The 23,659-nt window shown below is 69.6% G+C and carries 19 protein-coding genes and 1 pseudogene; 6 read left to right on the top strand and 14 right to left on the bottom strand.

All coding sequences use genetic code 11. The features are described from left to right. Positions 1–392: 392 nt before the first annotated feature. From ACZ6MZ_RS07570 to ACZ6MZ_RS07555, 4 genes and pseudogenes are all read right to left on the bottom strand, one after another. The gene (locus ACZ6MZ_RS07570) at positions 393–2,078 is read right to left on the bottom strand and encodes a ribonuclease J (RefSeq protein WP_384192008.1); all 1,686 of its coding nucleotides are present in this window, start codon (positions 2,076–2,078) and stop codon (positions 393–395) included. A gap of 136 nt (positions 2,079–2,214) precedes the next feature. Next, positions 2,215–3,114 (bottom strand): 4-hydroxy-tetrahydrodipicolinate synthase, encoded by a 900-nt coding sequence (gene dapA / locus ACZ6MZ_RS07565; RefSeq protein WP_386878325.1) that lies wholly within the window; start codon positions 3,112–3,114, stop codon positions 2,215–2,217. Between the two features lie 177 nt (positions 3,115–3,291). Then, positions 3,292–4,287 carry an FAD-dependent thymidylate synthase gene (gene thyX / locus ACZ6MZ_RS07560; RefSeq protein ID WP_469350410.1) on the bottom strand — a complete coding sequence of 332 codons (996 nt, stop codon included), beginning with the start codon at positions 4,285–4,287 and terminating at the stop codon, positions 3,292–3,294. Further along, a pseudogene (locus ACZ6MZ_RS07555) lies at positions 4,267–4,554 on the bottom strand (FAD-dependent thymidylate synthase); the annotation flags it as partial. The pseudogene ACZ6MZ_RS07555 and the gene thyX, both read right to left, overlap by 21 nt. Before the next feature lie 214 nt (positions 4,555–4,768). On the opposite strand from ACZ6MZ_RS07555, the gene ACZ6MZ_RS07550 reads away from it, so the two are divergent. Further along, positions 4,769–5,008 (top strand): hypothetical protein, encoded by a 240-nt coding sequence (locus tag ACZ6MZ_RS07550; protein WP_384192017.1) that lies wholly within the window; start codon positions 4,769–4,771, stop codon positions 5,006–5,008. Positions 5,009–5,102: 94 nt separating this feature from the next. Next, complete coding sequence (locus tag ACZ6MZ_RS07545) at positions 5,103–5,651, top strand: hypothetical protein (RefSeq protein WP_384192018.1); 549 nt, start codon at positions 5,103–5,105, stop codon at positions 5,649–5,651. A 63-nt stretch (positions 5,652–5,714) separates the two neighbouring features. Here ACZ6MZ_RS07545 and ACZ6MZ_RS07540 read toward each other — a convergent pair whose 3' ends face one another. The 6 genes from ACZ6MZ_RS07540 to eccD form a co-directional block, all read right to left on the bottom strand. Next, complete coding sequence (locus tag ACZ6MZ_RS07540; RefSeq protein WP_469350364.1) at positions 5,715–6,167, bottom strand: hypothetical protein; 453 nt, start codon at positions 6,165–6,167, stop codon at positions 5,715–5,717. A 5-nt stretch (positions 6,168–6,172) separates the two neighbouring features. Beyond that, positions 6,173–6,925, bottom strand: a complete 753-nt coding sequence (gene dapB, locus ACZ6MZ_RS07535) for a 4-hydroxy-tetrahydrodipicolinate reductase (RefSeq protein WP_384192024.1) — start codon at positions 6,923–6,925, stop codon at positions 6,173–6,175. A 36-nt stretch (positions 6,926–6,961) separates the two neighbouring features. Beyond that, positions 6,962–8,341: a M16 family metallopeptidase gene (locus tag ACZ6MZ_RS07530; protein ID WP_469350363.1), complete on the bottom strand. Its 1,380-nt coding sequence runs from the start codon at positions 8,339–8,341 to the stop codon at positions 6,962–6,964. Next, positions 8,338–10,554 (bottom strand): polyribonucleotide nucleotidyltransferase, encoded by a 2,217-nt coding sequence (locus ACZ6MZ_RS07525; protein WP_384192030.1) that lies wholly within the window; start codon positions 10,552–10,554, stop codon positions 8,338–8,340. The genes ACZ6MZ_RS07530 and ACZ6MZ_RS07525 overlap by 4 nt, the downstream gene beginning before the upstream one ends. A 352-nt stretch (positions 10,555–10,906) precedes the next feature. Next, positions 10,907–11,197 (bottom strand): 30S ribosomal protein S15, encoded by a 291-nt coding sequence (gene rpsO, locus ACZ6MZ_RS07520; protein WP_389792151.1) that lies wholly within the window; start codon positions 11,195–11,197, stop codon positions 10,907–10,909. Positions 11,198–11,457: 260 nt separating this feature from the next. Further along, positions 11,458–12,924: a type VII secretion integral membrane protein EccD gene (gene eccD / locus ACZ6MZ_RS07515; protein ID WP_384337007.1), complete on the bottom strand. Its 1,467-nt coding sequence runs from the start codon at positions 12,922–12,924 to the stop codon at positions 11,458–11,460. A 163-nt stretch (positions 12,925–13,087) separates the two neighbouring features. On the opposite strand from eccD, the gene eccCa reads away from it, so the two are divergent. Both eccCa and ACZ6MZ_RS07505 read left to right on the top strand, forming a co-directional pair. Continuing rightward, on the top strand, positions 13,088–17,041 hold the full coding sequence (gene eccCa / locus ACZ6MZ_RS07510) for a type VII secretion protein EccCa (protein WP_469350361.1): 3,954 nt from the start codon (positions 13,088–13,090) through the stop codon (positions 17,039–17,041). 146 nt (positions 17,042–17,187) lie between these two features. Continuing rightward, entirely contained in the window at positions 17,188–17,433 is a 246-nt protein-coding gene (locus tag ACZ6MZ_RS07505) for a DUF397 domain-containing protein (protein WP_384192039.1), read from the top strand. 61 nt (positions 17,434–17,494) lie between these two features. Here the strand turns inward: ACZ6MZ_RS07505 and ACZ6MZ_RS07500 are convergent, their stop codons facing one another. The 4 genes from ACZ6MZ_RS07500 to eccB form a co-directional block, all read right to left on the bottom strand. After that, positions 17,495–17,788, bottom strand: coding sequence for a WXG100 family type VII secretion target (locus tag ACZ6MZ_RS07500; protein ID WP_384192041.1), 294 nt, complete (start codon positions 17,786–17,788; stop codon positions 17,495–17,497). 47 nt (positions 17,789–17,835) lie between these two features. Further along, positions 17,836–18,174, bottom strand: coding sequence for a WXG100 family type VII secretion target (locus tag ACZ6MZ_RS07495; RefSeq protein ID WP_384192043.1), 339 nt, complete (start codon positions 18,172–18,174; stop codon positions 17,836–17,838). A 144-nt stretch (positions 18,175–18,318) separates the two neighbouring features. After that, the gene (gene mycP, locus ACZ6MZ_RS07490; RefSeq protein WP_469350358.1) at positions 18,319–19,590 is read right to left on the bottom strand and encodes a type VII secretion-associated serine protease mycosin; all 1,272 of its coding nucleotides are present in this window, start codon (positions 19,588–19,590) and stop codon (positions 18,319–18,321) included. Between the two features lie 12 nt (positions 19,591–19,602). Next, a complete protein-coding gene (gene eccB / locus ACZ6MZ_RS07485) occupies positions 19,603–21,156 on the bottom strand; it encodes a type VII secretion protein EccB (RefSeq protein ID WP_469350357.1) in 1,554 nt (517 codons plus the stop codon). A 201-nt stretch (positions 21,157–21,357) separates the two neighbouring features. Between eccB and eccE the strand changes: the two genes are divergently transcribed. Both eccE and ACZ6MZ_RS07475 read left to right on the top strand, forming a co-directional pair. After that, a complete protein-coding gene (gene eccE / locus ACZ6MZ_RS07480) occupies positions 21,358–22,641 on the top strand; it encodes a type VII secretion protein EccE (RefSeq protein ID WP_469350356.1) in 1,284 nt (427 codons plus the stop codon). Further along, positions 22,641–23,426, top strand: a complete 786-nt coding sequence (locus ACZ6MZ_RS07475; RefSeq protein WP_469350355.1) for a hypothetical protein — start codon at positions 22,641–22,643, stop codon at positions 23,424–23,426. The genes eccE and ACZ6MZ_RS07475 overlap by 1 nt, the downstream gene beginning before the upstream one ends. Positions 23,427–23,659: the final 233 nt, after the last annotated feature.

Raw genomic sequence — 23,659 nt, 5'->3', positions numbered from 1 at the left:
CTGGCGTTGACTTTTGGCACGCTGTTGAGTTCTCAAGGAACGGACGCTTCCTTTGTACTCACCCTCTCGGGCTTTCCTCCGGGCTTCCCTTCGGTACTTCATTTTGTTCTGTACTTCGTGTTTCCAACCTTACCAGATTCATTTGGCTGTTCTTGCCTCTTGAATTCCGGTGGCCTTTGGAGTGGCCTTTTGCCTTTCGGCTGCTCCGACTTTATCAGACGTTATCCGAGTCGGATTCCCCCCGTCCGGGAGGGCTCCAGGCAAGTGATTTACCCGGGTTCCCGTTCAGGTGGAGCCGTAAACGTACTGGAGCGGGGGGCGTCGACGCAAATCGAGGCCCCCCGCTCCGGGTACGGGGTCAAGCGGCAGCCGTCAGGCGGCAGTTGCCGGCGTCATACCTCGACGACGACAGGGAGGATCATCGGGCGCCGGCGGTACGTGTCCGAGACCCACTTGCCCACCGTGCGGCGCACGAGCTGCTGGAGCTGGTGCGGTTCGGCGACGCCGTCCGCGGCCGACTTGGCGATGGCCTCTTCGACCTTGGGCAGCACGGCGGAGAACGCCGCGTCCTCGATGCCGGAGCCGCGGGCCTGGAAGTGCGGGCCGCCGACGACCTTGCCGGTGGTGGAGTCGACCACCACGAAGACCGAGATGATGCCCTCGTCACCGAGGATGCGGCGGTCCTTGAGATGGGTCTCGGTGACATCGCCGACCGAGAGTCCGTCGACATAGACATAACCGGCCTGGACCTTGCCCACGATCCTGGCCTTGCCGTCGACAAGGTCGACGACCACTCCGTCCTCGGCGATGACGATGTGGTCCTTCGGCACCCCCGTCAGCGCGCCCAGCTCGGCGTTGGCGCGCAGATGGCGCCATTCGCCGTGGACCGGCATCAGGTTCTTGGGCTTGCAGATGTTGTAGAAGTACAGCAGCTCGCCGGCCGAGGCGTGGCCCGAGACATGGACCTTGGCGTTGCCCTTGTGGATGACGTTCGCGCCCCACCTGGTCAGGCCGTTAATCACGCGGTAGACCGAGTTCTCGTTGCCCGGGATCAGGGACGACGCCAGGATCACCGTGTCGCCCTGGACGATCCGGATCTGGTGATCGCGGTTGGCCATGCGCGAGAGCGCGGCCATCGGCTCGCCCTGGGAGCCGGTGCAGACGAGGACGACCTCGTGGTCAGGAAGGTCGTCGAGTGTCTTGACGTCGACGACCAGGCCTGCCGGAACCCTGAGATAGCCCAGGTCGCGGGCGATGCCCATGTTGCGGACCATCGAGCGGCCGACGAAGGCGACTCTGCGGCCGTATTCGTGGGCGGCGTCGAGGATCTGCTGGATGCGGTGGACGTGGCTGGCGAAGCTGGCCACGATGATGCGCTTCTGGGCGCTCCCGAAGACCTGCCGCAGGACATTCGAGATGTCCCGCTCGGGCGGGACGAACCCCGGGACCTCGGCATTGGTGGAGTCCGAGAGCAGCAGGTCGATGCCTTCTTCACCGAGCCTGGCGAAGGCCGGCAGGTCGGTCAGCCTGCGGTCCAGCGGAAGCTGGTCCATCTTGAAGTCGCCGGTGTGGACCACCATGCCCGCGGGCGTGCGGATGGCGACGGCCAGGGCGTCCGGGATGGAGTGGTTGACCGCGACGAATTCGCAGTCGAACGGGCCGATGCGCTCGCGGTGCCCTTCGGTGACCTCAAGGGTGTACGGGCGGATGCGGTGCTCCTGGAGCTTCGCCTCGATCAGCGCGAGGGTCAGCTTGGAGCCGATCAGCGGGATGTCGGGCTTCAGCCTGAGCAGATACGGGACGCCGCCGATGTGGTCCTCGTGGCCGTGCGTGAGCACGACGCCGTCGATGTCGTCGACGCGGTCCCTGATGGTGGTGAAGTCCGGCAGGATCAGGTCGATGCCGGGCTGCTCCTCCTCCGGGAAGAGGACGCCGCAGTCGACGATGAGCAGACGGCCGTTGTACTCGAAGACCGTCATATTGCGGCCGATCTCGCCCAGACCGCCGAGCGGGGTGACGCGCAGGCCGTTCTTGGCCAGCTTCGGCGGGGCGCCGAGTTCAGGATGCGGATGACTCAAAAGACTCTCCTCACCACGCACGCCACGTGCCGCTGAGGCACGTGGCGCGCATGACATTGGTGCACTTGCTGTTGTCTGTGTGGACCGATTTCTCGGTGGTGTGCTGTCTTCGCGTATTCAGTTGTGAAGTCCGTTGTTAGAGCTGTACCCCGCCGGCCGCGAGATCGATCTTGAGCTGGGCGGTTTCATGTGCCGACAGCTCGACGAGTGGCAGGCGCAGCGGTCCGGCCGGCAGCTTCCGCAGGGTGAGCGCGGCCTTGGTGGTGATGACGCCCTGGGTGCGGAACATGCCGGTGAAGACCGGGAGCAGCTTCTGGTGGATCTCGGTGGCCTTGTGGACGTCGCCCGTGAGGTGGGCGTCGAGGAGCTCACGCAGCTCGGGGGTGACCACATGGCCGACGACGGAGACGAAACCGACCGCGCCGACCGAGAGCAGCGGAAGGTTGAGCATGTCGTCGCCGGAGTACCAGGCGAGGCCGGAGCGGGCGATGGCCCAGCTGGCGCGGCCGAGATCGCCCTTGGCGTCCTTGTTGGCGACGATGCGCGGGTGCTGTGCGAGACGGACGATCGTCTCGGTGTCGATGGGGACACCGCTGCGGCCGGGGATGTCGTACAGCATCACCGGCAGGCCGGTCGCGTCGGCGATGGCGGAGAAGTGCTGGAAGAGACCTTCCTGCGGCGGCTTGTTGTAGTACGGGGTCACCGCGAGCAGGCCGTGTGCTCCGGCGCGCTCGGCCGCGCGGGCCAGCTCCAGGCTGTGGCGGGTGTCGTTGGTACCGACGCCGGCGACGATATGGGCCCGGTCTCCGACGGCCTCCAGGACGGCCCGTACGAGCTGGTCTTTCTCCGCGTCGCTGGTGGTCGGGGACTCACCGGTGGTGCCGTTCAGGATCAGGCCGTCGTTGCCTGCGTCCACCAGATGAACGGCGAGCCGCTGGGCACCGTCGAGGTCGAGAGTGCCGTCCGCCGTGAAGGGCGTGACCATCGCGGTGAGGACCCGCCCGAAGGGGGTCTGCGGAGTGGAGATCGGAGCCATGGGTAACACGCTACTCGCTGCTCAGCTCGCCGTGTCCCCTTGGGGGACGGGACAAGAGGAGCCCGGCACTGCCTGCTCGGGGGTTCAAGCAGTGCCGGGTCCGTTTGATCAGCCTAGATGAACTTCTCGAAACGCCGCAATCCGGACACTTCGCTCGGCCGACCGTACACCTGTGCTCTATGGGGCGACCCGGCCGTTGGTGTTGAAGGCCGCATGGGTGAGCGGCATGAGCTTCGCCCAGTGCTCCTCCATCCGCTCTCCGACCATCTCGATCTCCCGCTGCGGGAAGGACGGAACCTTCGCCTGTTCGTGCTGCGTGCGCAGACCGAGGAAGTGCATCAGCGAGCGCGCGTTGCAGGTCGCGTACATCGACGAGAAGAGGCCGACCGGGAGGACCGCGCGGGCCACCTCGCGGGCCACGCCCGCCGCCAGCATCTGCTGGTACGCCTCGTACGCCTGGATGTAGGAATCCTCCATGGCGCGCTGCGTGATCTCCTGCTGGGCCGCGCTGCCGGAGACGAACTCGTACTTCCCGGGGCGCCCCTGCTGGACCAGCTTGCGCTCCTCGCCGGGGACATAGAAAACCGGCAGCAGCTCGCGGTAACGGCCGGACTCCTCGTTGTACGAGTTGTGCACAACGATGCCGTTGGCCAGGAAGTTGTGCCAGGGGCCCTCGACGGACAGGTCGTAGGTCATCTCCTCGCCGTCGTCGACGACGGAGACGATGCTGTCCGGGCGGGCCACGGACGCGTCGTCCCCTCGGCTCAGGCCGGGCACAGCGGGCGCCTGCGCGGGGTGCGGGGCGGTGGCGGCCGCCATGACCGCGTCCCCCACGGCCAGCTCACCGGCCTTGCGCCAGCCGTCCGGGGTCAGCACCGCGTGGTCCACCGTGGACCTGAGCGTCCTGCCCTCAGCCGTGGTGATCCTGACGAGCGGCTTCACGCCCGACTCGATGACATCGACGATGGGTGCCCGCTGAGCCGTCAGTGTGTCCTCGTCGTAGCACCGGACGTGACCGCCGTCCACGGACTCCGGCTCCCGGAGGCGGGTGGCCGGACCGAGGTGCCTGAGCCGGTACAGATCCGCGATGGTCCGGCCGTGGAGGTCGCCGGCTTCGCTCTGCAGCGTGATCTCGGTGTCACCCGCGACGCACCAGCCCACGCGGTGCCGCATGAACTCGCGGAAGACGAAGATCGGGGCGCTGATGAAGAAGGTCATCGAGTTGTGCTCGAAGGGGCTGCCGTGGCGGTCCCGCATCAGGAAATTGATAAGCCCCTTGGAGCGCTCGGGGTCCTTCGAGAGCTCTTCCAGTGATTGCTCACCTGCGGTGGAGACGCGCGCGGCCCACAGCACATCGGAGTCACCGGCGGCGTGCTTCACCAGCTCGACGGTGACATCGCTGCGGAAGCTCGGCTTGGTCTCGGCGGGGGTGTCGCTCACCGGCGGGGTCCTTCCAGTCGCATCGCTCGGGCGGCGCCCACTCTACGGCTCGGCACTGACAGCGACGGACAGGGCCGCCGCTCCCGGTGTTCCTTGGTCAATTCGGGGAATTCCGGCACCGAATGACGCTGTCGTTCGTCTCACTGAGTAGCAGCCGAGCAGCGGCTGACACACCAGCAGCGTCCCGTCACCAGACCGCAAGGAGAGTTCCCCCATGTTCCGCCGGCGTGAGGCCGTCCCGTTCGCATTCGTCGCCGAGGCCGACCGCTTCCGCAGTAACGTCACTCCACCCCCCAAACCCCGGGCCGACAGGTCGCAGCTCGTCAGCCGTACGCTGATCGGGCTGACGCTCGTGGCCGGGTTCGCGGGCTCACTGCTCTTCGGGCTGCCGTCGCTGGAGCCGGGTCAGGCATCCGGTCACGCTCAGCAGTCCGAGGCCTCGCAGCGCCGCTGACTCGTCCGGCCCCCCTGGGGTGGTCCGGGCAGGGGCACGCTCGATAGCCTCACCGGGCACAGCAATCGAGCGTGCTTGTGAGTGAGGATCAGTCGTGCCCCTGCCCTTCCTGACGGCCGACCGTGCTTTTGACGCGACGGACGACGACGTCGCGCTGCCGTTCGACGATCATGATCATTGGCGGCGTCCGTACCGCCCAGGCCCTTGGCGCGTGGCATCGGCCGCCCTGCTTCTGCTGCTCGCCTCGTTCATACTGCTCGCCGGAACGATCACCGCCGCCACGGGCGCGCTGCCGGGCGCCGCGCTGTGCCTGGGTCTCGCGGCGCTGGCCATCGCCGCCGCGCTCCGGCTGCTCCGCGCCGGGGCCTGGGTGAGCCGGCACGGAGTCCGGCGGGTGGGTCTGCTCAGGACCACCACCGTGCCGTGGGACCAGGCCACGGCCGTCCGCACGGTCCAGCAGCCGGTGCGGTGGCTCGGGCTGCCGCGCACCGTACAGGGGCAGGCGCTCCTGCTCGTACGCCGCCGGGGTGAGCCGCTGCCGCTGCTCACCGACCACAACGCGGACTTCCTGTCGCGTGGCGAGGCCTTCGACCGGGCAGCCGACACGGTCGAGGCCTGGGGCGACGAATACCGCCTGGTCTGACGCCTACAGCGGTGCGAACGGGGTCCGGCCCTCAGAGGCCGGGCCCCGTTCGTCTGTGCGGGCTCAGGCCCGTACCGGCCTGCCGTCGTGGAGCGCGATGGCGCGCTGCATGGCCTTGCGGGCGCGCGGGGTGTCCCTGGCGTCGTGGTAGGCGACCGCGAGCCGGAACCAGCAGCGCCAGTCGTCGGGTGAGTCCTCCGTCTGCGCACGGCGCTCGGCGAAGACGGCGTCCGCCGAGTCCCGGTCGATGCGGCCGCCGGGGGTACGGACCAACTCGTCGAGCGGCAGACCGCCCTCGGCGTCCAGCTCCGCCGCGAGCCGGTTGGCGCGGCTGACGAACTGGGTGTTCTTCCAGAGGAACCAGATGCCGATGACCGGCAGGATCAGCACCGCGACCCCGAAGGTGACGGTGAGCAGGGTGCCCTGCTGGATCAGCAGCACGCCGCGGCTGCCGACCAGGACGAAGTAGACGACCAGGACGGCGGCCGTGACGCAGTAGGTGATCTTCGCACGCATGGGTGTCAGCTCAGGTCGAGGAAGTGTTCGAGGCCGAAGGTGAGCCCGGGGGCGGAGCCCACGCGGCGTACGCCGAGCAGGATGCCCGGCATGAAGCTGCTGTGGTGCAGTGAGTCATGGCGGACGGTGAGGGTCTCGCCCTCGCCGCCGAGGATGACCTCCTGATGGGCGAGGAGCCCCCGGAGCCGTACGGAGTGCACCCGCACCCCGTCGACGTCCGCGCCGCGCGCGCCGTCCAGCGCGGTGACCGTGGCGTCGGGCTGCGGAGGGCTGCCCGCTTCCTCGCGCGCGGCGGCGATCAGCTGGGCGGTGCGGTGGGCCGTGCCGGAGGGCGCGTCGGCCTTGTTCGGGTGGTGCAGCTCGATGATCTCGACCGACTCGAAGTAGCGGGCCGCCGTCTGGGAGAACTTCATGGTGAGGACCGCGCCGATGGAGAAGTTCGGCGCGATCAGCACACCCGTCTCCGGAGAGGCGGCCAGCGAGGTGTTGAGCTGCGCGAGCCGTTCGTCGGTCCAGCCGGTGGTGCCGACGACCGCGTGGATGCCGTGACGTACACAGAAGTCGAGGTTGCCCATCACCGAGGCCGGGGTGGTCAGTTCCACCACGACCTGGGCGCCGGTCTCCACGAGGGTCTCCAGCTTGTCGCCCCGGCCGAGGGCCGCGACCAGCTCCAGATCCTCCGCGGCCTCGACGGCCCGTACGGCCTCGGAGCCGATGCGGCCCCCGGCTCCCAGAACGGCCACGCGCAGCTTGCTCATTGCTCTGTTTCCTTCAGCGTCGGGGGTACGGCCCGGTCAGCGGGAGACCGCTTCGTCGAGACGGGCCGCCTGCTTGTCCTTGAGCGGCCCGATGACGGACAGCGAGGGCCGCTGTCCCAGTACATCCCGGGCCACCGCGCGTACGTCGTCGGGGGTGACCGCGGATATCCGCCCCAGCATCTCGTCGACGGACATCTGGGTGCCCCAGCACAGCTCGCTCTTGCCGATCCGGTTCATCAGCGCGCCGGTGTCCTCCAGACCGAGGACGGTGGAGCCGGAGAGCTGGCCGATGGCGCGGCCGATCTCCTCGTCCGTGAGTCCCTCGGCCGCCGCGCGGTCGAGTTCGTCGCGGCAGATCTTCAGGACGTCGTGGACCTGGCTGGGACGGCAGCCGGCGTAGACCCCGAAGAGGCCGCAGTCGGCGAAGCCCGAGGTGTACGAGTAGACGCTGTAGGCGAGGCCGCGCTTCTCCCGTACCTCCTGGAAGAGCCGCGAGCTCATGCCGCCGCCGAGCGCGGTGTTGAGCACGCCGAGCGCCCAGCGGCGCTCGTCGGTACGGGCCAGGCCCGGCATGCCGAGAACGACATGGGCCTGCTCGGTCTTGCGGTTGAGCAGGTCGACGCGGCCTGCGGTGCGCAGGGAGCGGTGGCCTTCGCGGGGGGCGACGGGGATGGCGTCCGTACGGGACAGGGCGCCGGCCTTCTCGAAGGCGCGGCGGACCTGGCGTACCACCGTGGCGTGATCGACATTGCCCGCCGCGGCGACGACGAGATGCGTCGGGTCGTAGTGCTTCTTGTAGAAGCGGGCGATCCGATCGCGGTCCAGGGCGTTGACGGTGTCGACGGTGCCGAGGACCGGCCGTCCGAGGGGGCTGTCGCCGAGCATGGTCTGCGCGAACAGGTCGTGCACACAGTCGCCCGGGTCGTCCTCGGTCATGGCGATCTCTTCGAGGACGACACCGCGTTCGGCGTCGACGTCCGCGGCCTCGATGAGCGAGCCGGTCAGCATGTCGCAGACGACATCGATGGCCAGCGGCAGATCGGTGTCGAGCACCCGCGCGTAGTAGCAGGTGTACTCCTTCGCCGTGAAGGCGTTCATCTCGCCGCCGACCGCGTCGATGGCGGAGGAGATGTCGAGGGCGCTGCGCTTGTGCGTGCCCTTGAAGAGGAGGTGCTCCAGATAGTGGGTGGCGCCGTTGAGGGCGGGCGTCTCGTCGCGGGAGCCGACCTGGACCCAGATGCCGAAGGTCGCGGAGCGTACCGACGGCAGGGTTTCGGTGACGACGCGCAGGCCGCCGGGGAGCGTCGTACGGCGGACCGTGCCGATGCCGTTCTCGCCCTTGAGCAGTGTTTGGGTACGGGCGACGGCCCGCGCCTCCGAGGAGGGGCGGGCCGTCGTCCTGGAACTACGCGTCACGAGGTTGCGTCGTCCTTCTTCTCCTCGGTCTCTTCATCCTCCATGACGGGGATGAGGGAGAGCTTGCCGCGCTGGTCGATCTCGGCGATCTCCACCTGGACCTTCTGGCCGACGCCGAGCACGTCCTCGACGTTCTCCACGCGCTTGCCACCGGCGAGCTTGCGGATCTGCGAGATGTGCAGCAGTCCGTCCTTGCCCGGCATCAGCGAGACGAACGCACCGAAGGTGGTCGTCTTGACGACCGTTCCCAGGTAGCGCTCGCCGACCTCCGGCATGGTCGGGTTGGCAATCGCGTTGATCGTGGCGCGCGCGGCCTCGGCCTGCGAACCCGCGGCGGCACCGATGTAGATGGTGCCGTCGTCCTCGATCGTGATGTCGGCGCCGGTGTCCTCCTGGATCTGGTTGATCATCTTGCCCTTGGGGCCGATGACCTCACCGATCTTGTCCACCGGGATCTTGACGGTGATGATCCGCGGGGCGTTCGGGGACATCTCGTCCGGGACGTCGATGGCCTCGTTCATCACATCGAGGATGTGGAGGCGGGCGTCGCGGGCCTGCTTCAGCGCGGCGGCCAGGACCGAGGCGGGGATGCCGTCGAGCTTGGTGTCGAGCTGGAGCGCGGTGACGAAGGTCTTCGTACCGGCGACCTTGAAGTCCATGTCGCCGTAGGCGTCCTCCGCACCGAGGATGTCGGTGAGGGCGACGTAGTGCGTCTTGCCGTCGATCTCCTGCGAGATCAGGCCCATGGCGATACCGGCGACGGGGGCCTTGAGCGGCACACCGGCGTTCAGCAGCGACATGGTGGAGGCGCAGACCGAGCCCATGGACGTCGAGCCGTTGGAGCCCAGCGCCTCGGAGACCTGGCGGATCGCGTACGGGAACTCCTCGCGCGTCGGCAGCACCGGCACGATGGCGCGCTCGGCGAGCGCACCGTGGCCGATCTCGCGGCGCTTCGGCGAACCGACGCGGCCGGTCTCACCGACGGAGTACGGCGGGAAGTTGTAGTTGTGCATGTAGCGCTTGCGGGTCACCGGGGAAAGGGTGTCCAGCTGCTGCTCCATGCGGAGCATGTTGAGGGTGGTGACGCCCAGGATCTGGGTCTCGCCACGCTCGAACAGGGCGGAGCCGTGCACGCGCGGGATGGCCTCGACCTCGGCGGCGAGCGTACGGATGTCCGTGACGCCACGGCCGTCGATCCGGACCTTGTCCTTGATGACGCGCTCGCGGACCAGGGACTTGGTCAGCGCGCGGTAGGCACCGGAGATTTCCTTCTCGCGGCCCTCGAACTGCGGGAGCAGCTTCTCGGCGGCGAGCTCCTTGACGCGGTCGAGCTCGGCCTCGCGGTCCTGCTTGCCGGCGATGGTCAGCGCCTGCGAGAGCTCGCTCTTGACGGCGGCGGTCAGCGCCTCCAGGACGTCGTCCTGGTAGTCGAGGAAGACCGGGAACTCGCCGGTCGGCTTCGCGGCCTTGGCGGCGAGGTCCGACTGAGCCTTGCAGAGCGCCTTGATGAAGGGCTTCGCGGCTTCCAGACCGGCGGCGACGACCTCCTCGGTGGGAGCCTCGGCGCCGTCCTTGACGAGCTGGACGGTCTTCTCGGTGGCCTCGGCCTCGACCATCATGATCGCGACATCGCCGTCGTCCAGGACACGACCCGCGACGACCATGTCGAAGACGGCGTCCTCGAGCTCGGTGTGCGTCGGGAAGCCGACCCACTGGCCCTTGATCAGGGCGACACGGGTGCCGCCGATCGGGCCGGAGAAGGGCAGGCCGGCCAGCTGCGTGGAGCAGGAGGCGGCGTTGATCGCGACCACGTCGTACAGGTGGTCGGGGTTGAGCGCCATGATCGTCTCAACGATCTGGATCTCGTTGCGCAGGCCCTTCTTGAAGGAGGGGCGCAGCGGGCGGTCGATCAGGCGGCAGGTGAGGATCGCGTCCTCGGAGGGCCGGCCCTCGCGGCGGAAGAAGGAGCCGGGGATCTTGCCGGCGGCGTACATCCGCTCCTCGACGTCCACCGTGAGGGGGAAGAAGTCGAGCTGGTCCTTGGGCTTCTTGGAAGCGGTGGTGGCCGACAGCACCATGGTGTCGTCGTCCAGGTAGGCCACGGCGGAGCCGGCGGCCTGACGGGCCAGTCGGCCCGTCTCGAAGCGGATGGTGCGGGTGCCGAAGGTTCCGTTGTCGATAACGGCTTCGGCGTAGTGGGTCTCGTTCTCCACTAGTGATTTCTCCTCGTCTTCGTCCGGTGCCCGTGTGGCAGGGGACGGTGGCGGAGAAGCGTTTCCTGGGTGCGGGCCGGTCTTCGATCGAAGCACCCGGGGCGGCGGCATGGGCCGCGCCATTCCGGGAGCCACTACCGAGGACCGGCGGCGGCGGAGGACGCTCCTCCTCTTCAGTTGTGCTCGTGTGTCCAGATTACTGAGCTTCGCCTCAGGATGACATTCCGGCCTTCCTGGGCGGGGCGCTCGGTCTGCCCCGTACGGGGGTGGTCAGCGCGCTCCGTGCGCGCGCCCCGTACATACGCGAAAGGAGCGGTCCCCTGGAAGTGGGAACCGCTCCCTTCACGGTGTGTTACTTGGCGCCGCCGGCCGCACCGCGGCGGATGCCGAGGCGGTCGACGAGCGCACGGAAGCGCTGGATGTCCTTCTTGGCCAGGTACTGCAGCAGCCGGCGGCGCTGACCGACCAGGATCAGCAGACCACGACGGGAGTGGTGGTCGTGCTTGTGGGTCTTGAGGTGCTCGGTGAGGTCCGAGATCCGGCGCGACAGCATGGCGACCTGGACCTCGGGGGAGCCGGTGTCACCTTCCTTGGTGCCGAACTCGGTCATGATCTGCTTCTTCGTAACGGCGTCGAGCGACACGCGTACTCCTCGTGAGTCTTCTTGGCCACCGAGTGCCCCAGGTCGAATACTCTGGGGAGCTTCCGTTACTCGGGAGGCGGGATCCGCTGGGCGCTGACCGCGGAGCCGGTGGCTCCGGGATCACGTACACAAACGGCCGTCGCCCAGGGTACCAGCCTGCGGGTACCGGGCTGACCGCGGCCCCGACCGCCCCTTCGGGGCTGCCGCGGGCGCGGTCGGCCGGACACGCTCTGCCGCGGGCCCGGCCGACCGGACACGCGCTAACTCGTGAGGGCGCGGGCCGCGCTGAAGACGTCGAGTACGGCGAGGCAGAGCGGCACCAACGAGAGCAGCAGCGCGCCCTCGGCGAGATCGAGGAGCCGGCCCCAGAAGGGCGAGAGGCCCTTGCGCGGGATGATCAGGCCGATCGCGGTGATCAGGGCGGCGCCCGCCGCGACGCTCGCGGTGAGCCAGATCGTACGGATGTCGAGGGGGCCGCGGTCGCCGTACATCAGGAGTTCCCTGACGGGGTCGGCGGGCGGGTTCAGGGAGAGGCCGAGGACCAGCAGCGCGATGGCGGAGATGCCCGCGACCAGCACGCAGGCGACCTGCGAGGTGTAGCGGAAGAGACGGGCGCGCAGCAGCATCGCGAGTCCCGCTGCGAGGGCGAGGAACTGGCCCCAGATGGTGTGCGAGAAGCCGAGTACGGCGGCGGAGCCGACGACGACCGCGGCGCAGCCGCCGACCAGGCCGAGCAGCATCTCGTGGCCGCGGCGGGCCTGGGCGGCGATGCGCTCGGCGTCGACGGGCTCGGCCTCGGGGGTGGTGTTCGGGTCGGCGTCGAAGTCGTCGGCGGCGCTGCGCGGGGCGGCGTAGCCGATGGGCAGCCGGGCGAAGCGGGCCGAGAGGCCGGGCAGGAAGGCGACGATCCCGATGGCGACCGGGGCGCAGACCGCGGCCGTGTCGGTGGCCGATGCCCCGGTGAGGATCGCCACGAACGTGGCGAGGGTGCCGGCGGTGGCCAGGAAGGTGGCCGCGACGAACGGGGCGTCACCGCTCGGGGTGAGGGCGACGAGGGCGACGGACGCGATCAGGACCGTGACGCAGCCGAGCAGGAACTGGAGCCGGCCGGGGCCCTGGCCGGCGTCGGCGCCGATGATGCCGGAGCCGCCGATCAGCAGCAGCGGGAGTGCGCCGAGTCCGAGGGCGACGGCGGTGGCACGGTCCCCGTACACCCGGGCCCGGACGCCCGCGAAGGCCGTCAGCAGCAGTCCGGCCGCGCCCGCGATGATGCCGGGCAGGCTGTGCATGTCGTGGCGGACCGGGTCGGCGAACCACAGGACGAAGCCCATGAGGACGAGCAGCAGGACGCCGCCGAGGAGCCCGGCGCCGCGCAGCAGGTCGTCGCTCCACAGATGCCGGTCGCGCTGGACCGCGGAGGCGACGGCGTCCGAGACGTCGTCGAAGACCGCGGGCGGCAGGGACTCGGCGAAGGGGCGCAGGCTCAGCACCTCACCGTCGAGGACCTGTTGGGCGGCGAGCGTACGGGCGCCGTCGAGCACGGTGCCGTCGCGCCTGACGAGGTGATATCCGGTGGGAGTGCCTGCCGTCTGGGTCTGGCCGGTGAGCCGCAGAATCTCCGGGTAGACGTCGGCGACGGCGATGTCCTCCGGAAGTGCGACATCGATCCTGCTGTCCGGCGCCACGACAGTGACGCGGCAGAAGCCGGTCGCTGCGGTCGTACTCACGTGTCTGGACCCCCTGATTCGCGGTTGCGCACGATGCGCGCGCCACCCTACCGGGACGGGTGGGGCATGGCTGCAAGTAGGATCACCGTCGCGCGGAGGGAGACCGTCGCCACGGGGGCGCCGGTACGGAATTACCCGTCCGTATTGAGGGATTGATGCGCCGGTGAGCCAGATCGTCGTCAAACGCCCGCCCCGGTCCCTTCCACCCGAAGTGCCCGCGGATGCAATGACCTTGGAAGCCCCGCCCGAGCTGCCACGTGGTCAGCAGGAGGGCATGCTGATGCAGATCCTGCCGGTCCTCGGCATGGGCTCTTCAGTGGTGTTCTTCTTCTCGCCCCAAGCGCCTCCGTTCATGCGGATCATGGGCGTTCTGATGCTGGTCTCGACGGTCGGGATGGTCGTCGCACAGATCGTCAGATTCCGCCGCGGTACGCAGGGGCAAATTGCCGATGTCCGGCGTGACTATCTCAAGTACCTCGCGCAGACGCGTCGTACGGTCCGCAGGACGGCCCGTGCGCAGCGCGACGCGCAGCTGTATCTGCACCCCTCCCCCGAACAGCTCTGGTCCGTGGTGGCCGAGGGTTCGCGGGTGTGGGAACGGCGCGTCGGCGACGGGGACTTCGGGCAGGTACGGATCGGGCTCGGCGCCCAGCAGCTCTCGACCCCGCTGGTCGCTCCCGACACGGCGCCGGTCGATGAGCTGGAGCCGCTGTGCGCCGGTGCGATGCAGCAGTTCCTCGCGGTGCACGGCTCGTTGGACGGGCTGCCGATGGCCGTGTCGATGCGCGCCTTCTATCACGTGACGGTCTCCGGTGAGCCGGAGTCCGCGCAGTCCGCGGCGCGTGCGCTGGTCGCCCAGCTGGTGACGCTGCACTCCCCCGAGGATCTGCTGGTCGCGGTGGTGGCCGCGCCCGGCGCCGTAGCGCGCTGGGACTGGGCGAAGTGGCTGCCGCACACGCAGGTGGCGGGGCAGATCGACGGGGCCGGTACGAAGCGGCTGTTCGGCGATGACCTCGGGGAGCTGGAGGCGCTGCTGCACAGCAGGCTCGACGGGCGTCCGCGGTTCGGCCGGGACAGCCAGCCGGTACTGGACCAGCCGCATGTCGTCGTGGTTCTCGACGGCGGAATGGTGCCGCCGGACTCGCTGTTCGCGGCGGCCGAGGGCGTCCAGGGCGTGACGATCGTCGAGGTCGTGTCCGGCGAGCTGGACGAGCCGCGGGGCGGTCTGTCCGTGGTGGTGCGGCCGGGGCGGCTGCGGCTGGAGTCCGGTGCGGGCCTGGCGTACGAAGGTGTGCCCGACGGGATCTCGCTGCCCGCCGCCGAGGCGCTCGCGCGGCAGCTGGCGCCGCTGCGTACGGGCGGGGGCGACGACGACGAACCGCTGCTCGCCAACCTCGACTTCACGGATCTGCTCAATCTGGGTGACGCGGCGGCCGTCGACGTCACCCGGACCTGGCGGCCGCGGTCGACGGCCGAGCGGCTGCGGGTGCCGATCGGTGTCGGCGAGGACGGCCAGCCGGTGATGCTGGACCTGAAGGAGGCCGCGCAGGAGGGCATGGGACCGCACGGGCTGTGTGTCGGCGCGACCGGTTCCGGCAAGTCGGAGCTGCTGCGGACGCTGGTGCTGGGTCTCACGGTCACGCACTCCTCGGAGACGCTGAACTTCGTCCTCGCGGACTTCAAGGGCGGCGCGACGTTCGCCGGGATGTCGCAGATGCCGCATGTCGCGGCGGTCATCACCAACCTCTCGGACGACCTGACGCTGGTCGACCGCATGGGTGACGCGATCCGCGGTGAGCTGCAGCGCCGCCAGGAGCTGCTGCGCTCGGCGGGCAACTACGCCAATATCCACGACTACGAGAAGGCGCGTGCGGCCGGCGCGGCGCTGGAGCCGCTCGCCTCGCTCGTCCTGGTCATCGACGAGTTCTCCGAACTCCTCACCGCCAAGCCCGACTTCATCGACATGTTCATCCAGATCGGCCGGATCGGCCGCTCCCTGGGTGTGCATCTGCTGCTGGCTTCGCAGCGCCTGGAGGAGGGCAAGCTGCGCGGGCTCGACACGTACCTCTCGTACCGGATCGGTCTGCGTACCTTCTCGGCGGCCGAGTCGCGTACGGCGCTGGGCGTGCCGGACGCGTACCACCTGCCCTCGGTGCCCGGCTCCGGCTATCTCAAGTTCGGCACGGACGAGATGACCCGCTTCAAGGCGGCGTACGTCTCCGGTACGTACCGCACCGGCGGCCCGGATCTCTCGGTGGGACAGCTGCACATCGAGCGGCGGCCCGCGCTCTTCACCGCGACGCCGGTGCCCGTGGTGTACGCGGCGCCGGACCTGACGGCCGCGCTCTCGCCCACCACCTCGGAGGACGACGCGCTCGCGGACACCGTGCTGGATGTGATCGTGCGCCGGCTCGACGGGCAGGGGGTGCCCGCGCATCAGGTGTGGCTGCCGCCGCTGGACGAGGCGCCGACGCTGGACCAGCTGCTGCCGGGTATCGCGGTGACCGCGGAGCGCGGGCTGAACGCGACCGAGTACACCCGTCCGGGTGGTCTCGCCGTCCCGCTCGGTCTGATCGACAAGCCCTTCGAGCAGCGCCGTGAGGTGCTGTACCGGGACTTCTCCGGCGCGGCCGGCCATATGCTCGTCGTGGGTGGTCCGCAGTCCGGCAAGTCGACGCTGATGCGGACCCTGATCTCGTCGTTCGCCCTCACCCACACCCCGCACGAAGTGCAGTTCTACGCGCTGGACTTCGGCGGTGGCGGGCTCTCCTCGCTGTCCGACCTGCCGCATGTCGGCGGTGTCGCGTCCCGGCTCGACCCGGAGCGGGTGCGGCGCGCGGTCGCGGAGGTGCTGGGGGTGCTCAACCGGCGCGAGGAGTTCTTCCGCGCGAACGGCATCGACTCGATCGGCACGTACCGCCGCAAGCGCGCCGCCGGTGAACTGCCCGGCGAGGCATGGGGAGATGTCTTCCTGATCATCGACGGCTGGGGCGGCTTCAAGAACGACTACGACATGATGGAGCCCGTCATCTCCGACATCGCGGCGCGCGGTCTCGGGTACGGCATTCATGTCGTCGTGACCGCCGCCCGCTACATGGAGGTACGCGCGGCGCTCAAGGACCAGATGCTCGGCCGGCTCGAACTGCGGCTCGGTGACGTCATGGACTCCGAGTTCGACCGCAAGGTCGCGGCGAATGTCCCGACCGGGGTGCCGGGCCGTGGCCAGGTGCCCGAGAAGCTGCACTTCATGGGCGCGCTGCCGCGGATCGACTCGGTGAGCGACGCGGCGGATCTCTTCGACGGCACGGCGGCGTTCGTCAGGACGGTGAAGGAGAGCTGGGCGGGTCCGGCGGCTCCGACCGTACGGCTGCTGCCGCGCAGGCTGCCCTCCGAACAGCTGCCCAAGGGGTTCGAGTTCCCGCAGCACGGCATCGCGATCGGTATCGACGAGACCAATCTGGAGCCGGTGTTCGTCGACTTCGAGACCGACCCGTTCTTCATGGTCTTCGGCGAGAGCGAGTCCGGGAAGACCGGGCTGCTGCGGCTCATCGCCAAGCAGATCGCCGAGCGCTACACCCCGGAGCAGGCCCGCATCGTGGTCGGCGACTACCGGCGCACGATGCTGGAGGCCGTACCGGCCACGCACCTGCTGGAGTACGCGCCGATGGCGTCGGCCATGCAGATGCACATGGACGCCATCGGTACGGTGATGACGAAGCGGGCACCCAAGCCGGACATCACTCCGCAGCAGCTGCGCGACCGCAGCTGGTGGAACGGCCCGCAGCTCTTCGTGATCATCGACGACTACGAACTGGTCGCGACCAACTCCGCCAACCCGCTGGCCGTCCTGGTGGAGAACCTGCCGTTCGCCCGCGACGTCGGCATCCGCTTCATCGTCGCGCGCAACGCGGCGGGCGCGTCCCGCGCGATGTACGAGCCGTTCATGCAGCGGATGAAGGAGCTCGGCGCACAGGGAGTGATCCTCTCGGGCGACCCCGGCGAGGGCGACATCCTGGGCAACGTCCGGGCCCGCCCGATGCCCCCGGGACGAGGCACCTTCGTCTCCCGCAAGCGCGGCGCACCGCTGGTACAGCTGGGCTGGCTGGCGGACCGGTAGGGCGGAGACCCGGCCGTCAGGATCAACCCGGGCGGCCGGGTCTCTGTACGCGTTCCGAGCGCCGGTCTTCGGGCCACCTTGGCGCGGCGCGGCCAGTAGGCTTGACGGACGCTACGTTCGCAATACCCCCGGGAGGGACCGCGCCGATGGCCGACGCAACGGACAAGGAACGTCAGAAGGAAGAGCTCTACGCCCTCGACATCTCCGGAGTGGAGTGGCTCGGCGCGCCCGGGACCGGGGAGGACGAGGAGCGGGTCGAGATCGCCTATCTGCCGGGCGGGGGCGTCGCGATGCGGTCGTCGAAGGACACCGAGACGGTGCTGCGGTACACGAAGGCGGAGTGGGACGCGTTCGTGCTGGGCGCGCGGGACGGCGAGTTCGACCTGAAGTAGAGATGACGAAGGGGGTGTCCGCCGCCGCGGACACCCCCTTTGTCGTGTACCCGGCGGAGCGCTACATCTGCATGCGGAAGCGCGCCGCGTTGCCCTTGTCGGTGTCCTGGTAGCCGACGACCGACTCGTAGAGCAGTGTGGCGATCCGGTTCAGGTCCTGGTTCATGCCGTCCATCTGCTGGGTGAGCACGAGCTGGCTCTCGTGGTAGGCGGTCTTGGCCTCACCGTCCCAGTTCTGGGCGACCCGGTTGACCTGGCCCATCAGGGTCTCGAGCTCCTGGGTGAGCTGAGTGGCGGTCAGCCGGACGTCACCGGCCGCCTGGGTCACGGTGTCGTAATTGACGGCAGTGGTCATGTCATGCTCCTCAAGACGGAATGCGGCGGAAGGTGGCGGACGGCTGGTCAGGCCATGCCGAGGATGGCGCTCTGGCCCGCCGTGGTGTCGTCCATCCGCCGGAAGGACGCGATGCGCTCCTCTTCCTGCTGGGTGAAGCCGTCGGCGCTCATCCGCATGATTTCCTCGAGCTCGATCAGCTTGACGCGCATGTCCCGCAGCCGCTTGTTCAGGCGTTCCTGGACGACGTCGTACTCCCGGCTGGCGGCGCCCTGCCAGCCCGCCTGGATGCGGTCCACCACACCGTTGAGGGAGGTGATACGGCTCTGCAGCTCGTCGTGGAAGCTCTGGATCTTGTTGGCGAGGAGGACCTGTTCCTCAGTGGTTACATTCAGATCCTTCGACATCTTGCCCCTTCTTCCTGTCTTCCTGCATGTGCGCCCTGGAGGCGCTCTGGACGGGAAGCATTTGGATGCCGCCCCCGTGTGGAATCACTCGCATGACCCCGCCGGTAACTTTAGCTACTCGGTAGGACAGTTCCAACTGCAAAGTCATTCATGGAGAGTTGGCCGCCGCGCGGCCCGCCGGGCCGCCTTCCCGCGGCTGTCCCTGATGACCGTCGCCGTGCCCGCGACGACCGCGACCAGTACCCCGCCGATACCGAGGGCGTAGGTCGCGAGGCGTTCCGTGCGCTCTTCGGCGGTCTCGGACATCGCCAGGTGCGCGGGCTCGGGAGCGGGCGGTTTGGGCGGTCCCGGGTCGGGCCGGGGGGACTGGGGCGCGCGGTCGTCCTCGTTCAGGGCGCGGACCGGGTCGATCACTCCCCAGCCGACGAAGCCGTCATGGCCGTTGATGCTGCGCTCGGCGGTCTGCTCGATCTGGGCGACGATCTCGTGCGCCTCCCAGTCACCGTGCTTGGCGCGCAGCAGCGCGGCGACCCCGGCGACGTACGGGGCGGAGAAGCTGGTGCCGTTGTCCACGCACTGGCCGTAGCCGGGAACGGTCGAGACGATGTCCACGCCCGGCGCCGCGACCCCCACGAAGTCACCGGACTGGGAGAAGGCCGCGCGTTCGTTGTTGCGGTCGGAGGAGGCGACGGCGAGGACCCCGTCGAAGGCCGCGGGATAGGTTTTCTTGAACTTACCGTCCATGCCGTCGTTGCCGGCCGAGGCGACGACGACGATCTCCTTGTCGAGCGCCCGCCGCACGGCCTGCCCCAGGGTGGAGTCCGGCGTCAGGGGTTTCGTCGTGTCCTGGGAGATGTTGATGACATCGGCGCCCTTGGTGATCGCGTGATCGATCGCCTCGGCCATCGTGGTGTCCTTGCCGCTGTTCTTCTCGTCGTTCTGGCGGATCGGGATGATCGTGGCCTCGGGGGCGAGCCCCACGAAGCCGGTGCCGTCGAGGGGGCGCGCGGCGATGATCCCGGCGACCTTGGTGCCGTGGCCGACCTCGTCGACCGTGCCGTCACTCGTGCCGCCCTTGAGGAGATCGGCGCCCGCGGACGCGTCGACCGCCGACTTGAGCTGGGGGTGGGCGTTGTCGACACCGGTGTCGATGACGGCGACCTGTACGCCCTTGCCCTTGGTGTCCTGCCACAACTCGTCGAGCATCACCCGTTGAAGGGCCCACGGGGTGCCCGCGATCTGCTTCTTCATCGGGAAGGCGCATTCGCCACTGCCGTCCAGCGCGAGCGGCGAAGGCGCAGCCGGGCGCGGTTCCCCGGCGTACGCGGCCGGGGGCAGGGCCGTCAGGCCGGTCAGGGCCGTGGCGCAGACCAGCAGCGCGGCCTTCGTGTGCCGGGCAGGTGTTCGGTTCGGCATCATCGCACTCCCCTACGAACCCTGGGGCTGGCGGGCGCTGTTGGTGTCGAGCCGCGGGCCCTTGGACAGGAACTCCGACCAGGCGATCGGGACAAGAACGGGGGTGACCTTCTCGTAGCCGAGGCGGACCTGCGCCTCACTGGGCTCGGGCCGGCCGTCCTGCTGTTTCTGGTCGCCGCCGGTGCCGATGTCGGAACGGGCCGCGTCGCTGTCGCCGTTCGCCTGGACCGCGTACCGCAGCCCGGTGTCCGTCACCAGGAAGAGTGATCCGTCGGGGGTGGTCTGCCGGCCCCGGACCTGGGTGAAGAGCAGACCGCTGCCGGGGGTGACATAGGTGCTGGTGCCGCCGGCGGTGATGTCCGCGGGGTAGGCCGTACCGGCCCAGGTGGACAGCTTCGGGCTGCCCTTGCCGTCGACCTCGCGCAGCACACTGCACACCGTGTCGCGGGCGCCGTCGCCGCCGATCGCGTTGACCTGGTCGGCCCTCTTGTCGGGCCAGCGCGGGGCCTGGCCCGCGAAGGTCCTGGCGTCGGGGACGAAGTCCTGGAGGCCGACCGAGCGCGCCTCGCTGGTCAGATCCAGCTCCGCGGTCTGCGGAGAGTTGATCAGCAGCCAGGCGGTGAACTCGGAGATCGGCTGCACCTTGCCGGCCAGCACCACGTAGTGGCTCGTGCCGTCGCCGGTCTCGGTCTTGAGGACCATGCCGATCTTGTTCTCTTCGGGGGACAGCTGCCCCTGGACGTTCGCCGGTGTGCCGACCGCCCCCGGGATCTCGGGGAAGGTGACCGGGCTGCCGGTGTGCAGTGTGGCCAGCCAGTCGTCGGTGACGGCCTGCGGCTCGCGGCTGCGGACCAGGGCGTTGGTCAGGTGCCCGTCGTCGTCCGCCGTCTCGGCGATCAGATACTTGGTGCCGCCCGCGTCGACCAGATAGCGGGCGCCGTCCTGGCCCTTGACGTACAGCACCTGGCCGCCGGTCAGCCGCTGCTTCCCCTCGGTCTTGGCGAAGTCGCGGTCGGCGAAGACGAAGGCAGCCTTCTGGACACTGCTGCCCTTGCCGCCGCCGGGCTGCTCGCAGACGGCCCACCGCTTGGGCTCGGCGGCCTCCTTGTCGGTGGGCAGCCGGTCGGGCGCGTACGGAATGCCGAGGATCGGACCGCGCGGGGGCTTCCCGGAGTCCAGGATCTTGTCGGGGACCTGGATGACCGCGAACTGCTGTGGCGTGAGCAGCAGTCGGGCGGACGCGAGGTTCAGGACCGGGTGGAGGAGGGTCTCCTTCTCCTTGCCCTTGCCCGGGGTGTTCAGCACCACGTAGCGGGTGGTGGAGTCCTTGCCGACGATCACGTTCTTGTTCGGCGCGGCCCAGTCCTTGGGCGCGGTGGGCTTGAACATGCCCCAGGCACCGAACCCGGCCAGGATGAGCGCGCCGACGATCAGGCTCGGGACGACGGCACGCAGCGGCCTGGGCGCTCCCTCCTCCGTACCTGTGGGTGATGGTTGGAGAAATGCGGCCACCGTGCGCTTCTTCGCAAAGGTGTACGCGTTGAGCTCATCCCGCCGTGATGCCATGAGTCCCCATCGGTGAAAAAAGGCGCGGTCTCCCCGCAGCGGCAGGGCGAATCGGTGTGTCCCCCGGGCCCCGCCTGACTGTCGGACCGGCCCCCTACTATGCCTGTAGGCCGGGTGTGCGTGTGTGGCGGGTAGGGTGATCCAGCTGCCAACACCCAGGCCCAGCAGGGTGATCGGTACGAATTGGGGGGTTTCACCATCATGGCTTCCGCGACGCGGACGCGGCCCGCCACGGCCGCTCCGTCCTCCGCCACCTCCGGGGGCTCCGCCGCCCCGGGACTGAGGGCACGCCCGGGGCATTTCGGACCGTTCCGAATGCAACAACTCGTACTGATCGAGATCGCCGCGGCCCTGCTGCTGGTCGCGTGGGTGATCGATCCGCTGCTGCTCGTGCCGGCCGTCGTGGCCGCCGCCCTGCTGGTGCTGCTGGCTGTGGTGCGCAGGCACCGGCGCTCACTGCCCGAGTGGCTGACGACCGTCTTCGCCCTGCGGGCCCGCAATCGCAGGGCTGCCTCCCTGACGCTTCCCGCCGGTACGGAACCAGGGCTCGCGCCCGCCGTCGAGTGCGACCCGGCGCTGCGGACGTACTCGTACAGCGACCGTGACCGGCGCCCGGTCGGGATGATCGGTGACGGCACGTTCCTGACGGCGGTGCTGCAGATCGAGTCGGACGCCACGGCGCTGCGGCCCGACCGGTCCGCCCGGCCGCTGCCCATCGCCCTGATACGGGATGTGCTGGACGTCGACGGCATCCGGCTGGAGTCGGCGCAGATCGTGCAGCACACCCAGCCCGCGCCGGCCCCGCATCTGCCGCAGCAGTCGGTGGCGGCACGCAACTACGCGCCGCTGCAGGCGCAGACGGGTTCGCCCGCCATCCGGATCACCTGGATCGCGCTCAAGCTCGATCCCGAGCTGTGCCCCGAGGCGGTGGCCGCGCGGGGCGGCGGTCTGGCGGGCGCCCAGAAGTGTGTGGTGCGGTCCGCCGACCAGCTGGCGAGCCGGCTGACCGGCGCCGGGTTCCGTACGACCGTACTGACCGAGCAGGAGCTGACCGCGGCCATCGCGATCTCGTCCTGCGCCAATCCGCTGGCCATCGCCCAGGCGGGACGGACGGACACGCCCGGGCGGCGCACCAAGGAGACCTCGCGCACCTGGCGCTGTGACGACCGCAGGCACACGACGTACTGGGTGGGCCGCTGGCCGCAGTTGGGCGGCGAGGGAGCCGCCATGCCGCAGCTGGTCGCGCTGCTGACGTCGATCCCGGCGCTCGCCACCACCTTCAGCCTCACCCTGGGGCGCGGGGAGCGGCAGGGGGTGACGGTCAGCGGGCATGTGCGGATCACCGGGCGCAGCGACGAGGAACTGGTCGCCTCCCGCCATGAACTGGAGCGCGCGGCCCGCGGGGTGAAGACCGGGCTCGTACGGCTCGACCGTGAGCAGCTGCCCGGAATGCTCGCCACACTGCCGCTCGGGGGTACCCGCTGATGTCCGTACCGACCTCACCCGCCTCCATGTCCGCCGCGACGCCCACGGCCGCGCCCCGGCCCGCGCCTGCCAGGAACGGCGGCAAGCCGCGGATCGGCTTCGGGCTGATCGGACCGCGCCGCGAGCGGCACTCCCTGTCGCTTGACCAGCTGGAGTCGCTGGCGCTGCCGGTCGGTGACGACGGTGTGGTGATCGGCGTCGACGCGGCCAACAGACCCGCCGTACTCGGCGTCAACCGGCCCACGCCGTACGACATCACGCTGATCGGCGGGCTGTGGACCGCACAGGTCCTGGTGCTGCGCTCGGCCGCCACCGGCGCGCGGATCGCCGTCGAGACGGGCCGGGCCCCGGCCTGGACCGGACTCGCCCAGGCGGCGGGCGGCGGGCAGCCGTGCATCACCCTGCACGATGTGGGGCGGGTGCCGCCGCAGGGCGCCTCGGCCGGCAGCCCCGTGGTCGTGGTGCGTGACTGCGGGATGCGGCCGCCGCGCGGGCGCGTGGTGTCGGCCCCCTGGCAGTCCGTGATGACGCTGCTGCCGTATCTCAGCCCGGTGGCGCCGCGCCTGATGGAGAAGTCGGGGCTGGTCGGCATCCAGCGGGTGTCGCCGGACGAGGCCACGCAGATCGGCCGGATCATGAGCCTGCCCCGGGCCGAGACCGAGGCGCTGTCCACGCTGGCCGACGGGGTCACCCTGTGGTGCACGGCGCGGGACCGGCAGTTCGTGATGACACAGGCGACGGACGCCGAGACCGGATTGTTGGGCAGCGCGCGCCGGATGGACTGAAGCCGGGCCGGACGCACCTGGTGCGCCCGGCCTGTGTGGGTTTTGCCAGGATCTCGTATGGAGATATACGGATTTGACCACTCCCCTGCCGAACACCCCTTCCTCATCTGTTCACTTGGGGACAGGAAGTGACGTACGGACCGGCGGTTGACGGGCTGTCCGCCCTGACGTACCCGCGCCGTTGGCGATTAGGGTGGGTGCGGGCGCGGCACGGAGAACCTGCGAGCCGGGCG

Source organism: Streptomyces sp. NPDC042201 (assembly GCF_055582185.1).
This window is presented reverse-complemented; position numbering and strand designations above follow the sequence as displayed.

Bases quoted from the DNA above. Each gene is read 5' to 3' on its own strand.
- dapA (WP_386878325.1), bottom strand. From the start codon at position 3,114: ATGGCTCCGATCTCCACTCCGCAGACCCCCTTCGGGCGGGTCCTCACC.
- thyX (WP_469350410.1), bottom strand. From the start codon at position 4,287: ATGCGGCACCGCGTGGGCTGGTGCGTCGCGGGTGACACCGAGATCACG.
- ACZ6MZ_RS07550 (WP_384192017.1), top strand. From the start codon at position 4,769: ATGTTCCGCCGGCGTGAGGCCGTCCCGTTCGCATTCGTCGCCGAGGCC.
- ACZ6MZ_RS07540 (WP_469350364.1), bottom strand. From the start codon at position 6,167: ATGCGTGCGAAGATCACCTACTGCGTCACGGCCGCCGTCCTGGTCGTC.
- dapB (WP_384192024.1), bottom strand. From the start codon at position 6,925: ATGAGCAAGCTGCGCGTGGCCGTTCTGGGAGCCGGGGGCCGCATCGGC.
- ACZ6MZ_RS07505 (WP_384192039.1), top strand. From the start codon at position 17,188: ATGGCCGACGCAACGGACAAGGAACGTCAGAAGGAAGAGCTCTACGCC.
- ACZ6MZ_RS07500 (WP_384192041.1), bottom strand. From the start codon at position 17,788: ATGACCACTGCCGTCAATTACGACACCGTGACCCAGGCGGCCGGTGAC.
- ACZ6MZ_RS07495 (WP_384192043.1), bottom strand. From the start codon at position 18,174: ATGTCGAAGGATCTGAATGTAACCACTGAGGAACAGGTCCTCCTCGCC.
- mycP (WP_469350358.1), bottom strand. From the start codon at position 19,590: ATGCCGAACCGAACACCTGCCCGGCACACGAAGGCCGCGCTGCTGGTC.
- eccB (WP_469350357.1), bottom strand. From the start codon at position 21,156: ATGGCATCACGGCGGGATGAGCTCAACGCGTACACCTTTGCGAAGAAG.
- eccE (WP_469350356.1), top strand. From the start codon at position 21,358: ATGGCTTCCGCGACGCGGACGCGGCCCGCCACGGCCGCTCCGTCCTCC.
- ACZ6MZ_RS07475 (WP_469350355.1), top strand. From the start codon at position 22,641: ATGTCCGTACCGACCTCACCCGCCTCCATGTCCGCCGCGACGCCCACG.